This window comes from Pseudoflavonifractor sp. 60 (assembly GCF_009911645.1).
Classification (GTDB): domain Bacteria; phylum Bacillota; class Clostridia; order Oscillospirales; family Oscillospiraceae; genus Lawsonibacter.
In genome coordinates this window covers 45,493-58,552 of record NZ_QWKI01000092.1, presented here as the reverse complement: position 1 = coordinate 58,552, position 13,060 = coordinate 45,493, and the positions used below count along the sequence as shown (strand labels likewise).

At 52.1% G+C, this 13,060-nt stretch carries 16 protein-coding genes and 1 pseudogene; 7 read left to right on the top strand and 10 right to left on the bottom strand.

Annotated elements, in window-relative coordinates; all coding sequences use genetic code 11:
* Window positions 1-75: 75 nt before the first annotated feature.
* The 4 genes and pseudogenes from D1646_RS10815 to D1646_RS10800 all read left to right on the top strand — a co-directional run.
* Window positions 76-468: pseudogene (locus D1646_RS10815) on the top strand (chromosome partitioning protein ParB); the annotation flags it as partial.
* Between the two features lie 20 nt (window positions 469-488).
* On the top strand, window positions 489-713 hold the full coding sequence (locus tag D1646_RS10810; RefSeq protein ID WP_160636472.1) for a PC4/YdbC family ssDNA-binding protein: 225 nt from the start codon (window positions 489-491) through the stop codon (window positions 711-713).
* Between the two features lie 63 nt (window positions 714-776).
* Complete coding sequence (locus tag D1646_RS10805) at window positions 777-968, top strand: hypothetical protein (protein WP_160636466.1); 192 nt, start codon at window positions 777-779, stop codon at window positions 966-968.
* Window positions 969-1,424: a recombinase family protein gene (locus tag D1646_RS10800; RefSeq protein WP_160636465.1), complete on the top strand. Its 456-nt coding sequence runs from the start codon at window positions 969-971 to the stop codon at window positions 1,422-1,424. It begins immediately after the preceding gene.
* 27 nt (window positions 1,425-1,451) lie between these two features.
* On the opposite strand, the gene D1646_RS10795 is transcribed toward D1646_RS10800, so the two are convergent.
* The 5 genes from D1646_RS10795 to D1646_RS23700 form a co-directional block, all read right to left on the bottom strand.
* Window positions 1,452-3,092 carry a recombinase family protein gene (locus D1646_RS10795; RefSeq protein ID WP_160636464.1) on the bottom strand — a complete coding sequence of 547 codons (1,641 nt, stop codon included), beginning with the start codon at window positions 3,090-3,092 and terminating at the stop codon, window positions 1,452-1,454.
* Window positions 3,089-4,741, bottom strand: coding sequence for a recombinase family protein (locus D1646_RS10790; RefSeq protein ID WP_160636463.1), 1,653 nt, complete (start codon window positions 4,739-4,741; stop codon window positions 3,089-3,091). Before D1646_RS10790 ends, D1646_RS10795 begins: the two co-directional genes overlap by 4 nt.
* Before the next feature lie 141 nt (window positions 4,742-4,882).
* Window positions 4,883-5,104 carry a hypothetical protein gene (locus D1646_RS10785; protein ID WP_160636462.1) on the bottom strand — a complete coding sequence of 74 codons (222 nt, stop codon included), beginning with the start codon at window positions 5,102-5,104 and terminating at the stop codon, window positions 4,883-4,885.
* A 494-nt stretch (window positions 5,105-5,598) separates the two neighbouring features.
* Window positions 5,599-6,084, bottom strand: coding sequence for a sigma-70 family RNA polymerase sigma factor (locus D1646_RS10780; RefSeq protein ID WP_160636461.1), 486 nt, complete (start codon window positions 6,082-6,084; stop codon window positions 5,599-5,601).
* A gap of 170 nt (window positions 6,085-6,254) precedes the next feature.
* Window positions 6,255-6,377 carry a hypothetical protein gene (locus tag D1646_RS23700; RefSeq protein ID WP_279279936.1) on the bottom strand — a complete coding sequence of 41 codons (123 nt, stop codon included), beginning with the start codon at window positions 6,375-6,377 and terminating at the stop codon, window positions 6,255-6,257.
* A 202-nt stretch (window positions 6,378-6,579) separates the two neighbouring features.
* Here D1646_RS23700 and D1646_RS10775 point away from each other — a divergent pair, with 202 nt between their 5' ends.
* Complete coding sequence (locus D1646_RS10775) at window positions 6,580-6,924, top strand: helix-turn-helix transcriptional regulator (protein ID WP_160636460.1); 345 nt, start codon at window positions 6,580-6,582, stop codon at window positions 6,922-6,924.
* A gap of 526 nt (window positions 6,925-7,450) precedes the next feature.
* Here the strand turns inward: D1646_RS10775 and D1646_RS10770 are convergent.
* Genes D1646_RS10770 through D1646_RS10755 form a run of 4 tightly spaced genes read right to left on the bottom strand, consistent with a single transcriptional unit; the run spans window position 7,451 to window position 10,341 of the window.
* A complete protein-coding gene (locus D1646_RS10770) occupies window positions 7,451-7,840 on the bottom strand; it encodes a YxeA family protein (protein ID WP_160636459.1) in 390 nt (129 codons plus the stop codon).
* Window positions 7,841-7,855: 15 nt separating this feature from the next.
* Complete coding sequence (locus tag D1646_RS10765) at window positions 7,856-8,635, bottom strand: ABC transporter permease (RefSeq protein ID WP_160636458.1); 780 nt, start codon at window positions 8,633-8,635, stop codon at window positions 7,856-7,858.
* A 1-nt stretch (window position 8,636) separates the two neighbouring features.
* A complete protein-coding gene (locus D1646_RS10760; RefSeq protein ID WP_160636457.1) occupies window positions 8,637-9,425 on the bottom strand; it encodes an ABC transporter permease in 789 nt (262 codons plus the stop codon).
* On the bottom strand, window positions 9,418-10,341 hold the full coding sequence (locus D1646_RS10755) for an ABC transporter ATP-binding protein (protein ID WP_160636456.1): 924 nt from the start codon (window positions 10,339-10,341) through the stop codon (window positions 9,418-9,420). Before D1646_RS10755 ends, D1646_RS10760 begins: the two co-directional genes overlap by 8 nt.
* 148 nt (window positions 10,342-10,489) lie before the next feature.
* Between D1646_RS10755 and D1646_RS10750 the strand changes: the two genes are divergently transcribed.
* A complete protein-coding gene (locus D1646_RS10750; protein WP_160636455.1) occupies window positions 10,490-11,185 on the top strand; it encodes a response regulator transcription factor in 696 nt (231 codons plus the stop codon).
* On the top strand, window positions 11,182-12,552 hold the full coding sequence (locus D1646_RS10745) for a HAMP domain-containing sensor histidine kinase (protein ID WP_160636454.1): 1,371 nt from the start codon (window positions 11,182-11,184) through the stop codon (window positions 12,550-12,552). The genes D1646_RS10750 and D1646_RS10745 overlap by 4 nt, the downstream gene beginning before the upstream one ends.
* 75 nt (window positions 12,553-12,627) lie before the next feature.
* On the opposite strand, the gene D1646_RS10740 is transcribed toward D1646_RS10745, so the two are convergent.
* Window positions 12,628-13,026: a hypothetical protein gene (locus D1646_RS10740; RefSeq protein ID WP_160636453.1), complete on the bottom strand. Its 399-nt coding sequence runs from the start codon at window positions 13,024-13,026 to the stop codon at window positions 12,628-12,630.
* Window positions 13,027-13,060: the final 34 nt, after the last annotated feature.

Genomic DNA, 13,060 nt, shown 5'->3' with positions numbered 1-13,060 from the left:
CTGTCCCTCACTGCGGTGGCTGCTTAGATCCTAAAATCCTTGCGCGAAATGTGTCAACTCATATTGACAAAATCACAGCGGTTTATCCGCCTGATGGAGTTGGTGACGCCTATTTTGCAGATGGTGGACGAGGGCAGGATCGCCCTCACCCCTGGGGCAGAGCTGTCCTTTTTGACCCAGGAGGAACAGGAAAATCTGCTCACCACGATGGAGAGCGAGGACGCTACACCCTCGCTGGCCCAGGCCCAACGGATGAAGAAGTTGAGCCAGACGGGGCAGCTTGATATGGACGCTATTTTTGCCATTATGACCGAGGGAAAGGGCAATCAGAAAGAAACTATCAAAATCGGCATGGATAAGCTGCGGAAGTATTTCCCCAGGGGGACAACGCCCCAGCAGATGGAAGAAACCATTATCCGTCTTTTGGAACGGGAATTGCGGCGCAGGCGGAACCGGGACAGTCGGTAATCAAAGAGGGTGGTCTGATGATGAAAAACATTGATATGAAAATCACAAAAGAAATCGCCGTTTTGTCTGTCAGCGGCAGCGGCTACACCAAGGAAATCAACCTGGTATCATGGAATAGCGCGGAGCCGAAGTATGATATTCGCAGTTGGTCGCCGGGGCGGGAGAAGTGCGGCAAGGGTATTGCGCTGACGCAGGCCGAAGCAAAAAATCTCTTTCTGGCCTTGCAAAAAGTATTGTCTGAATGATGTTTACGAGGGGGAACGCCTGCGGGTGCTCCCCCTCCGCCTTTGATGGGAGGATATACGGTTATGGCAAAAAAGGTCACACGCCCGACGATAAAGGTGCAGCCGGTCTATTTGGGCACCGCAGATATGCGGGAGGTATTCATCTCCCTGCTGGTGGATGCGGTGCGGCATGGGAAATGCCCCGTTCGCACCTTTGAGAATGTGAAAGATACGCATTACAATGAGGGCAGAAATCAGACAAAGGAGGTCGTCTGAATGGGTGTTTTACGGACAGCCCTCTACTGCCGCCTGTCAAAAGACGATATGGCGCAGGGGGACAGCGAGAGCATCAGGACGCAAAAGGCCATGTTGACCCAATACGCCAAAGAGCATGGTTTTTTGGTGGTGGATGTCTATGTGGACGACGGATGGAGCGGTCTTAATTTCGACCGTCCAGATTTTAACCGTATGCTGGACGATATTGAAGCGGGTAAAATTGATGTGGTCATCACCAAGGATTTATCCTGGTTGGGCCGCGACCATTTGAAGGTGGGCCATTTTACAGAAATTTACTTTCCAATGAAGAATGTCCGCTATATTGCGGTCAATGACTGCGTGGACACCGCCAACAAGAACAACGACAAAGCGGCGCTGAAAAACGTCATGAAGAACAAACGCTGTTTGGGAGGGGGAACAACGAATGGTGATTCCATGAATATATCAAGCGGTTAAGATTCCAGATTCTACTGCATACTGCTTTTACTCGACCAGACCTACAAAGCGGTAAAACACTTTGATGTCCTGTCTGCGCTGCCCGTCTACAACGGTACGCTCACCGACTTCAATATGGTCTATCAGTTCATCAATGGTGGCCCGGTCGAGTTCCTGCAAATTCAAATACTTTCGGATAATCGCCGTCCAGTTATGAATGGCGGCGGTTTTCTGTTGTGCCTTGTCTACCTCGGACAGAAGCGCATCCAGGCGTTCCGCCTTGGCAAGCCGCTCCTGTTCATTTTTTTGCGTCAGCACCATGAATGTGCTTTCGCTGACCGCGCCGCTGTACTTATCCTCATAAAGTTTCGCGGTCATGGTCTCCAACTCCTGCACCCTGCGGCGCAGCTTGCTGATTTCCTGCTGGGCATTGGCCAAACGCTGTCCATCATAATCTGCGATTTTGCGTTTGAGCTTGTCCACTACGGCGGCTTCATTCACCGTCACCGCCTGGGCCTGGGACCTGATTTCCGCAATCACGATCTGCGTCAGCGTCTGTTCATAAATCCTGTGCCATGAACACACGCTCCGGCCCGACTTGCCATAGGTCCCGCAGAAATAGGAAACATAGCGTTTTTTCGTGCCATTTTTGCGATGCTGCGTCTCCGCATTGGCGCTTAAAGGGGTCTTGCAATCAGCGCATACCAGCTTGCCGGTGAACAATTTTGCAGTAGGCTCCTGTCTGCCGACAGAACCGAGACTTGCCGCCTCATTGATCTTTTGAACGGCCTCCCATTCCTCTGCGGTGACAATGGCCTCATGCAGCGCCTCATGGCGAATCCACTCAATTTCCGGCTTGTCGATCTGCGTGTGGTCCTTATAGGAACGGGTGCCGGTGTGGTTCATCAGCAGCGTCCCTTTGTAGACCTCATTATGGAGAATGGTTTTTACCGTTGCATAGGTCCAGAGCTGGGTGGCTTTGCAGCCGTCCTTGCCGTTGATCTGGCTCCAGTAGACACGCGGCGAGGTAATGCCCTCCCGGTTGAGGGTTGCGGTGATCTGGCCGTAGGCCATACCCGCAAGCCGCATATCATATATCCGGCGCACGATACCGGCAGCGTACTCATCAATGACCAGCTTGTGCTTGTCCTCGGCGCTCTTGCGGTAGCCGTAGGGGGCGTATGCGGAAATGAACTGACCGCTGGCCTTTTTGCTGTGCAGCACCGATTTGATCTTACTGCTCAGGTCCCGTAAATGGTAATCGTTCATCAGACTGCGGAAATGGAGCATATCCGTGTTATCGCCCTCGCTGTCCAAACAGTCCAGCACAGAAACAAACCGGCATCCCAGGCTGGGAAATACAACGTCTGTGTACCGGCCTACCTCCACGAAGTCCCGTCCCAGGCGGGAGAGGTCTTTGACGAGGATGAGGTTGATAACGCCGTTCCGGGCGTCCTCCAGCATTTCCAGAAATCCGGGCCGCTGAAAGTTGCCCCCGCTATACCCATCGTCACAATAGGTCTTGGTTTCCACCCAGCCGTTGAGCATGGCGAACTTGGACAGCAGCTCCCGCTGATTTTCGATGCTGACGGATTCATCAGCGGGGATGTAGTTCTTGGCCTTGGCGGAGTTGGAGGCGTCATCCACGCTCAAACGGCAGTAGATGCCCACCTTATACAACTTGTTCATACCGCCGCCCGCCTTTCCTGGGACAACGCATCGTCCACACAGCCGACATAACGATAAAATACCTTTACATCCTGAACGCGGGTGTTGCCGCACTTTTGGGCCTCACCAACCTCAATACGGTCCACCAACTCAAACAGAATGGTTTCATCCAGCTCGGTGATCTCCGTATAGCGCCGGATGATCTCAGCCCACTGGTCGGCGTCATGGCGGTTCTCCAACTGCGCCCTGACTTTCTGCTCCAGCTCCGGGAGGGCGGCGGCTTTCTGCGCACGTTCCGTTTCATACTTCTTCATCAGCGTCTGGAATACCGTGGGCGGGACAACGCCAGCGCATTTATCTTCATAGAGATTCTGCATCAGCTTTTCCAGCTCCGCGACACGGGCAGTGGCCACTCGAAACTCCTGCTCATAGGACGCCGCACGGCTGTGCTGCTCCTTATCCTTCATGCGGATGATCTTCGCCAGCAGCCGCTCCCGGTCATGGGCGGCATATCGGGCTTTCTCCCGAATGTCCTCCAAGACAATCTGCGTCAGCACATTTTCATAGATGGTATGGATGGTGCAGGCGCTTTTCCCGCTGCGGGAGTAACTCCCGCACATGAAAGAGCTGTACCGCCCTGGACTTCCATCTTTATAAGTGAACCGCTCCACCTGGTTGCGCATTTTGAATCCACAGTCCGCGCAGTAGACCAAGCCGGTGAAAATGCTCTTGATGCCGTCCGAAGTCTCGGACTTCCGCACCTTCTTCTGGTCGATGCTGACAACTGTATCCCAAACTTCGCGGGAGATGATCGGCTCATGGGTCCCCTCCACACGAATCCACTGATCTTTGGGTTTCGCTACCAGCTTTTTGGATTTGTAGGAGAGGGTGCCGCATTTGCCTTGGACCATGTTGCCGATATAGGCTTCGTTGCGGATCATCACCTTAACGGTGCTTTCGTTCCACAGGTGGTTGACACGGCGGGGGTCGGTGCGGCCCTGGCGCTGATAGTACAACTCACCGGGCGGCTGAACGCCCTCGGCGTTTAAGGTGGTGGCAATCTTTCGGAACGCCATGCCGGAGGCCCGCATAGCAAAAATGCGGCGGACCAGCGGCGCGGTTTCCTCGTCAATGACAAAGTGGTGCTTGTCCAACGGGTCACGCTTATAGCCGATGGGAGGATATGTACCCATGTACTTCCCGCTCTCGGCGCAGGCTTTTTTGACGGCTTTTACCTTTTTACTTGTGTCCCGGCTGTAAAACTCGTTAAATAAGTTCAAAAAACACATGACATCGGTACTGCCGTCATTACTCATGGTGTCGATGCCGTTGTTGAGGGCGATAAACCGACACCCAATGGACGGGAACAGGTAATCGGTGTACTGGCCGAACTCGATGTAGTTTCTGCCGAACCGGGACAGGTCCTTGACGAGAATGACATTGATGCGTCCGGCCTTTGCGTCAGCAATCAGGCGCTGAACGCCGGGACGCTGGAAGTTTGTTCCAGAATAGCCGTCATCCACATAGGTGTCCACTTCATTCCAGCCCCGCTCCCGCACATACCGCTGAAGCAGCAGCTTTTGATTTTCAATGCTGACGGATTCCCCGTCTCTTTCGTCATCGTTGCTTAATCTACAATAGATGCCGACATTGTATGTTTTCTCGATCATTGTTTTACCTCCCGATCAGCCAGATTCATACCCTGTGCGGCGAATGGCTCCTGCCGGATTGCTCCGGCAGCACCTATTATAGAATAGGGAGCGCATGACACGCAAGGATGCAGCCAGCCGCGAGGTAATGTTGGATATGGTTTAGGTAGCAGCAGGGCAAGGCGTCACTTCCGCCATAGCACGGCGGACCGCCAACTGCTCCAGGGTCTCACCCAGGTCTTTCTCGCCGGTGAAAACGCTGGTCACGCGGTACAGCGTCTTGCCGATCTTAATCTCTTTGTACGAAGTGTTGATGCTGGGATTGGTCTGGTCCTTCATATTGACGTACCTCCGTCCGATAACAGACCGATGCTGAAACTGCAAAATGCAGATAACTTCCATTAAGAAAATAGCCGCGCCGGACATTGACGGTGCCGCGTGACTATTGCGGCGCAGTTCCGGCGCGGCTATTTGTTTTATTCCGTTTCGATGCAGTTCCGCCGTATTTGCCACGCGCCCCCGGCGAAAGGGGGATATTGCAAGCCGCCCCTGGCAGGGCTGTCATAACTCCGCAGCATCGTTCTAACGTGTGCCGCAGGGTTCCGTCTCAAGTCTGTGGACGGGCGTGAGCAAGTGTCATTATCCCCCGCGCAGTTATCGCGCCCGGTGTGCCAAACCGGGTCCAGGACTTACGTTGATCGCTCGGCCAGCTTGTCCATCACCTCCTGAAGCTGGCGGTCTTGGCGGCGCGTCCTGTGCCGCTGGTACGCGGGTTTTGTGCTTGCAATACCGTGTATTCAATTTTCGATGTACGAGTGAAGGTGAGGGAAAATGCGTCCTTCACCTACCGGCCCTAAAATGGGGTTTTGGCAGGGACATCAATCACCACTTTTCAAAAAATTTTGGAGCTTCTTTTTTGCCGCAGCCAAATACTCAACAACACTTTGGTGTTTCACATTCTCGGCCTCGGCAATTTGCCGCACTGTCAGTCTATCCACGCAATACAGCCAAAGGCGGCGGCGCTGGGGCCGGGTCAAGCAGTTATCAAGCCCCTCCATGAGCAGGCGGCGCATTTCTTCGCGCTCCCGCTGTTCCAGAGCCTCCATCAGCGTGTCCTCTGGCGATTGGACAGCGGTAGCCTTTTCAGACAGGCCATGCAGGGACAGGGTGCGCTTGGAGAAAGTAATTTCTGCGTTCTCAATCTGGTGGTAGCTTTCATCAGACCATGCTTTCCACCGCTGAAATTCTTCCGGGCTGGAGAAGTCCGCCAGAGTGAGCCGGGTCAGCGTTCCAGCGGCATCTATGTAAACAATGGCCTCCGGGTCCTTCTTGTTCAGCGCATAATCGCTTTTGGGGTCAAACATTTTGTTTCCTCCGTTTCATTCGTTGATAGGGGTGGTGCATCGAAACGGAGGCGGCGGGCCACGACACCCGCAGGGGCTGACTTTTTTCTCGAAGATTCGACAAAGCAGAGGGCCGGGTACTTCCATTGAGCACCCGGCCCTCTGCCGTATTTCAGAATGATAATTCTCGTTTATATGCCGTTGTAGTTCTGGCTGATAAGTAAAATAGGGTGTATCAGCCGCAAGGCTTTTTTTGACAGATCACCCATCAGGAGCAGCCGAAACAGCTCCACCATACAAAGCAAAAACACCATAGCCATCTCCTTAAACGGTGGCTTATGGTGTTTGAGCGCACAAAAGCGTTCCGCAAAGCTGCCGTTTTTTTAACAGCCTCTCGGAATCATTTTTTCTTGAAAAGTTCGGCAAAAATCAGAATTATATTGCATGGTAGTCAGAATTGCGCAGGTATTCAAATCACGCTTTCTGCACTATACAATACAGTTGAGGTGAAGAATTATGCCGAATGATGTCTTAGTAAATGGTGGAGCGCGGTTAAGAGCGATCCGAAAAGAGCGAGGTTATACACAGGAGCAGTTGGCAGAGTTGACAAAGCTCTCCACCCGCCATATCGCAGGTATTGAAAAAGGAGAGGCGAATCCGTCATTTGAGGTGCTTTATACAATCACAACTGTTCTCGGCGTTTCTTTTGACGTGATTTTCAATCCAGCAGATGAACAGGTAGAGCGCGAAATCCAGGAAATCACCGGGCTTTACCGGGCCTGCCCGGAACAGGGGCGGCGGTTGATCTTGGCATCCATCCGTGCTATGGTACATGAGTTGACGGATTGCCAAGAAGTGTAGTGCCGTTAAGGAGTTGGGCCAGTGGGTAAAAGAAATCTTACCCACTGGCCCTAATCTTGCTGGGCAGGCTATTCAGTTTGATGCTATTGATACGCATTTCGTACTTACTCAAAGGATTTTTGGCTGATGGTATGCTCCATTCAGTGTAGAGTCAGATGAACATGAGGAAGAAATCCATCGTTTCCTTGGAAAGTTTAGGGCTTGCAGCTGCGCTAATCAGATGGTGCTGCTTAATACATTTAGCCGCAGTAGGAACTCGCCCATCTGTTGGCCTGTATGATAAACACCAAAAGCCATATCATAATCATACTGCTCCACGTTTCTTTTCTGCCGCTGGACAGATTTTTTACTAATCTCTATGCTAAGCCACAAATGTCACAAGAATGTCACTGTCCTAACCTGTTTCGACATGAGAATAGCCTAAAATGTCACAGTTTCGAGACATTTGAAAGCTGAGAACAAGTTGTTCCCGGCTTTTATGGATAAGCAGCAATTTTCCCGCAGACATTCTCTTTGTCCTCTGCAATCAGCTTTCATCGTCTGATGGAGCGGTGTAATGATTCTGTACTGCTGTTGGAAGCTCGTTATACTGCACCTCGCTCCAATCCAGGACGCCCCGGATCGGCATGACGGTCAGGCGGATAAAAGCCCCATCCCGCAGTTCTCTGGATGTCCCAAAAGTGATTTCCTTTTTACCGCCGTTTTCGTCATAGCACAGCAGAGTATAGGCGTAGGGCAAGTTGCCTTTCAGGTTAATTACGCCGCCCTTGGAATCCACCTGCTCAATCTTGCTGTTGTCAATTTGGGAGTAATACTCGGCACTGCCAACGCCGGAGAGGAACCACGCGCAAAAGCCGATCAGACCAATGAGCAGGACAGCGGCGGCGCCTATGGCGATTTTTACTTGCTTTTTCATGTTGTTTGACACTCCTTACCAACCTTTTTTTGTGATGACTTGTTTGGGCTTTTTCAGCCTCTTTGCGGTCGCACTCTTTTTTGCAGTTCTCACAAAAACAACGGAAACCAGCAAAGCAGCCAACAGACTGAACGTACAGAGCAACGGATTCCAATGAACCGCCTCGTCATAGCTGCGGTAGCGAATCAGCCCCAGGCTCGCGGTTACAGGATAGATATTGGACAGAGTTGTGCTCCCCGCCGCAAACATCCCGCCATAGCCGTAAACAAAGGCCACCACCGCTCCAATTAGGTGTCCATTTTGAATGCGGGCGGCGATTGCGATGATCGGCAGGACCGCGACATAAAGAAACAGGCAGTTCAGCGTGATTTGTACCGCAGTCTGTGCAATCGCTGGCAGCTCACCGCCAGGGAACCCCAGAAGCAAGGCGGCAGTCACGGTGAAAACCGCGCTGGTAATTCCCAGGAACAATGAGAGCAGCCCGCCAACTACCAGCTTGCCAAAAAGCAGAACAGGGAACGACACAGGAACCGTCAGGATACTTTTCAGCGTATCGTCCGTCCCCTCCCGGTTGATGATATATCCGGTAATCAGCGCAATGCACATAGGAAAAATCGTTGTGGCATTGTTCTTGATGACCTGTTCCGCGAAAAATGGGAATGTCCAGACGGTGCCATCCAGTGCGGTAGTGGAGAAAACTGTCAGCAGGACGGAGAGCAGCATCAGGAGAACGCCCGCCCAGATGATGTGATACCGTTTCAGCTTCCAAAGCTCGGTTTTCATCATAACAAGCACCTCAATCACCCCTTCTCTTTTTATACAGCTGGTCGATCAGCAGAATGGATAAGACGGACATCACGCCTAAAATCAGGACAACCTGCGCCGTTGTGGGAACCAGATATTCCAATTCGCCTACGCTGCCTCTGGCTCCGTGGCTGGCCAGATCACCGGCGCACCAGAGGGTCGTGAGGGGAATCGGCATCAGCCAGCACAGGAGTTTCGGCAGAGCGCCGAAACAGCCCTCGGCGGTCAGGCTTAATACGCTGTAAAAAATGCACAGCAGGACGGAGAAGATATAAGTCTTGCTGAAAAAGACCACCAGCACCACCAGCGGCAGGGTCCCCGCCGTGACAAAGATTCCCAGCTCCACAGCCACCCACAGCTTGTAGCCAAGCCCGCCGACTTCGGCAATCAGGCTCCCGCAGACGATAGTAACGGCGGCTGTAGACAGGCAGAAGATCAGTCCAAACAGAAACAGAACTATGATTTTGGCAAGAATCACCTGGGTACTGGTCACCGGAATGGTACGCAGATTTTTGAAGGTGTCGTTGTCTCGCTCCATAAAAAACAGCATAGCGGCGATGACGCCGATCACGCAGGGCAGAAGCAGCTCCACTCCATAGCCAAGGACGAACTGGTAAAAGTCGTCGAAAAGTTCCGCTTTTGTGTCGTATCGGGCCAACATGCGGGGTGTCAGCATCATCAGCGCCACCGGGGGCGGGAACAAGAATGCGGAGAGAATCACAAACGGAATGAATTTCTTCCGTTTCAGCTTCGCCAGCTCACAGGAAATCAGTTTAAGCAATCCCCTCACCCCCGGTCACCCGCTTGAAGTAGTCCTCCAGGCTTTCCTCCACCGTCGTAGCCTCCGACACCTCCAAACCGTGCTGCACAAAGGCGGAGACAATCTTTGCCACAGGGATTTTGATGGAATCCATTCGCAGAATGTGGCCGTCCTGCACAGTGAACTGATTTTCGCGGAAAACACCCCTCAAAATTTCCGCCGCCCGCTCCGTGTCGGAAACCGTGAATCGGACATATCTGCTGCTCTTGGCCTCCAGCTCCGCAAAGCTCTCCTCCTCCAGCAACACGCCGTGGTCGATAATGCCGATGTCATCCGCCAGCAGCGCCACCTCGGAGAGAATATGGCTGGAGATCAGGATGGTCTTGCCCCTCTCGTCACACAGCGCCCGGATGAAGGAGCGCACCTCCGCGATGCCGATGGGGTCCAGGCCGTTGATGGGTTCATCCAAAATCAGCAGCTCCGGGTCGTGCATGACCGCCAGGGCAATGGCTAACCGTTGCTTCATGCCCAGGGAATATTGGGAGAACAGCTTTTTATCCCGGTAGGGCAGTCCCACCAAATCCAAGGCGCTTTTGATGGCGTTCTGGTTTTTCAACCCCCGCAGAGCGGCGAAGATACGCAGATTTTCCGTTGCTGTCAGATTGGGATAAAAGCCGGGGGATTCAATCAGGCTGCCGATGCGGGGCAGCAGTTTCTTCTCGTTGCCCGCGAGGGACTTCCCCCAGATTGCCACCTCCCCGGAGGTGGGCTGGGTCAATCCCAGCAGCATCTTCATGGTGGTGGTCTTTCCGGCCCCGTTCCGGCCCAGCAGACCGTAGATGCGGCCTCGCTGAACATGGATGTTCAGCTCCGCTACGCTCTTTTGTGTCCCGTACTGCTTGGTCAGATGGTTTGTTTCAATGACATATTCGCTCATGGCAGTTACCTCCTTTGTGGGGTGAGTATACAACGCCATCCTTGAGCTATCTTTGAGGGAACCTTGAGATAACCTTAAGATTGCACCGACAGCATATACATTTTTCGGTTTCTGCGCTATAATAGGCGGCAGTACAGGGGGTGTTCTCATGCTTGATAAAGAAATCCTTGTTGTGGACGATGAAAGGGATTTACTGGCTATGACCCGTTCTATTTTTGAAGGTGCCGGATATACGCAGGTCGAAACAGCGGCGTCGGCAGAAGATGCGCTGCGGCTCATCTCCAAAAAAATGCCAGACATCTTGATTTTAGATGTGATGATGCCGGGCATGGATGGGTTTGAGCTGCTGCAAGAAATCCGCGCAGTCAGCACGGTTCCGGTACTGATGCTGACCGCCAAGGGTGAGGCCGAGGACAGATTTGCAGGCTTTGAACTGGGAGCAGACGATTATCTGGTCAAGCCGTTCTTGCCAAAAGAGCTGCTACTGCGGGTCCAGGCAATTTTGAAGCGGGCCTATCCCGAAAAAAACCATGTTGTTCAGTTGGAGACTGTCGCAGTCGATTTAGACCAGGCAGAGGTTATTAAAAACGGCCAGCGTATCTCGCTGACCGCAAAGGAATACAGCATTTTTGAGAAACTCTCGGAGAACGCGGGCCGGATTGTCACCATCGGCGTCCTCTGCCAGACGCTGTGTGGGGACATCTGGCAGGGATATGAGACGACCCTGATGACCCATATCCGGCATTTGCGGGAGAAGATCGAAGAAAACCCGTCAAAGCCCGTGTCGCTCCTGACGGTAAAAGGTCTGGGCTATAAGCTGTTGGTGAAGGAGCCGGAGAAATGAAACCCGTGGAACGCTTTTTTCGCAAATATTTTTTATCCATGATCGGCATTATCGTGCTGTTTCTTCTGCTCAATATTGTCCTGTTCTTCTCTGTGCTGATTTGGGCTTGGCAGACCTCGGAGACTCCGAAACTATCCTTGAACGAAATCTGTGACAGCATTGTCATGGACGAGGCGGGACATTTTACAACGTCTAAGGAACTGGCCGAACTGTTAGAGGAACATCACGCCTGGGCCATGCTTCTGGATGATAAGGGGACAGTCATTTTTCAGGAACGGATGCCGGAGGAATTGCCTCGCCAGTACACACCGGCGGACGTAGCAAAATTCAGCCGATGGTACTTGGGTGATTATCCTGTCTATGTGCAGGAGCATCCCCAGGGGCTTCTGGTAGTGGGCGGTGAGAAAGGCAGTCAGGCGAAATATTATTTTTCTGTCAATGAAAGCTATGTAAAGAATCTGTTTACCGGGCTGATTGCCGTCTTTTTGGCAAATATCATTGTGGTGGTCCTGCTGATCTGGAAAAATATCCGACACGTTGAAAAGGCAGTCACGCCTATATTACGGGGGATTGAAACGGTATCCTCCGGCCAGCCGGTCAGCCTCACGGAGAAGGGAGAACTGGCGGAAATCAACCGGCAACTCAACAAGGCAGGAGCTTTTATTGTGAAAAAAGACAGCGCCCGCGCCGACTGGATCAGCGGTATCTCCCATGATGTGCGGACACCTCTCTCCGTCATCCTGGGCTTTGCTGGGCAGCTGGAAGATAACCAAACGCTTCCGGCTCCAGCCCGTGAGCAGGCGGCCTGCATCCGAAAGCAGGGAGAGAAGCTACGAAATCTGATCTCCGACCTAAACCTCGCATCCAGGCTGGAGTATTCTATGCAACCGCTCCGGTTGGAGAAAATCTATCTGGTGGAGCTGGCGCGGCAGGTTGTCTGCGAGTTTTTGGACAGCGGTTTGGAAGAACAGTATAGGATTACGTTTTCTTCCGATCAGGAAAGTGAAATGGCGTCCACCATGGGGGACGAGGCCCTGTTGAAACGCGCGTTGTATAATTTGATTCAAAACAGTATGATTCATAATTCAAGGGGATGTGATATTTCTGTTTCCGCAGCGTGGAACGGAAATCATACGGTCATCACGGTATCGGACAATGGCATTGGCGTGTCTGCTGAAAAACTGGAAGAATTGAAAGCCAACACACACCGTATAGAAAGCACCGATGAAAGGCTGAATTTAAGGCATGGCCTGGGTGTATTGTTGGTTTGGCAAATTGTTGAGGCGCACCATGGAACCATGGAAATTTTTAGCGAACCGCAAGGAGGATATAAAACAGTATTGACTTTTTCAAACGATGGAATTTAAGGAAACGGAGAACGCTTTGCCTGCGTTCTCCGTTTCCCGTTTTCATTCAGTTTAGCAGTATATCAGTTCCATACCCTACTTATTCTGTAGAGGGCGCAGTTCTTTCAAACTCTCCTGAGCGCCGCACTCCAAAATATAAGGAGCAATCTCTTGGTAAGCCTTTTCTGGCGAACCTGCTTCTGACGGGATATATGTCCACTGTGTCAGAAAGCTGTGAGCATAGTTACAGTGAATATTCCCTGTATAAATCTGTACCAGAGGATCGGTGATCCAACTTCCGTCAGCAGATGCACAATCACTCCGATAAGTAAAGTACCTCTGACCATCCTTCACATAGATAATGTTCACAGTCAGTTGATTTTCTGCGATGTCCAGCCGTTCTTCCCTGCCTGCTAATTCATTGTAATCGTTCTCAGCTTCCACTTTTTCAAAATAGAAATAATCTCTCCAGGCAGACAATATTTCCTGCTCCATGTCACGGTACTGCTCCGGCACAAGCAGATTCAGC

What these genes read in the sequence shown, in the direction of transcription:
- D1646_RS10810 (WP_160636472.1), top strand. Translation starts at nt 489, where the DNA reads ATGAAAAACATTGATATGAAAATCACAAAAGAAATCGCCGTTTTGTCT.
- D1646_RS10805 (WP_160636466.1), top strand. Translation starts at nt 777, where the DNA reads ATGGCAAAAAAGGTCACACGCCCGACGATAAAGGTGCAGCCGGTCTAT.
- D1646_RS10800 (WP_160636465.1), top strand. Translation starts at nt 969, where the DNA reads ATGGGTGTTTTACGGACAGCCCTCTACTGCCGCCTGTCAAAAGACGAT.
- D1646_RS10795 (WP_160636464.1), bottom strand. Translation starts at nt 3,092, where the DNA reads ATGAACAAGTTGTATAAGGTGGGCATCTACTGCCGTTTGAGCGTGGAT.
- D1646_RS10790 (WP_160636463.1), bottom strand. Translation starts at nt 4,741, where the DNA reads ATGATCGAGAAAACATACAATGTCGGCATCTATTGTAGATTAAGCAAC.
- D1646_RS10780 (WP_160636461.1), bottom strand. Translation starts at nt 6,084, where the DNA reads ATGTTTGACCCCAAAAGCGATTATGCGCTGAACAAGAAGGACCCGGAG.
- D1646_RS23700 (WP_279279936.1), bottom strand. Translation starts at nt 6,377, where the DNA reads ATGGTGTTTTTGCTTTGTATGGTGGAGCTGTTTCGGCTGCTCCTGATG.
- D1646_RS10775 (WP_160636460.1), top strand. Translation starts at nt 6,580, where the DNA reads ATGCCGAATGATGTCTTAGTAAATGGTGGAGCGCGGTTAAGAGCGATC.
- D1646_RS10770 (WP_160636459.1), bottom strand. Translation starts at nt 7,840, where the DNA reads ATGAAAAAGCAAGTAAAAATCGCCATAGGCGCCGCCGCTGTCCTGCTC.
- D1646_RS10755 (WP_160636456.1), bottom strand. Translation starts at nt 10,341, where the DNA reads ATGAGCGAATATGTCATTGAAACAAACCATCTGACCAAGCAGTACGGG.
- D1646_RS10750 (WP_160636455.1), top strand. Translation starts at nt 10,490, where the DNA reads ATGCTTGATAAAGAAATCCTTGTTGTGGACGATGAAAGGGATTTACTG.
- D1646_RS10745 (WP_160636454.1), top strand. Translation starts at nt 11,182, where the DNA reads ATGAAACCCGTGGAACGCTTTTTTCGCAAATATTTTTTATCCATGATC.
- D1646_RS10740 (WP_160636453.1), bottom strand. Translation starts at nt 13,026, where the DNA reads ATGGAGCAGGAAATATTGTCTGCCTGGAGAGATTATTTCTATTTTGAA.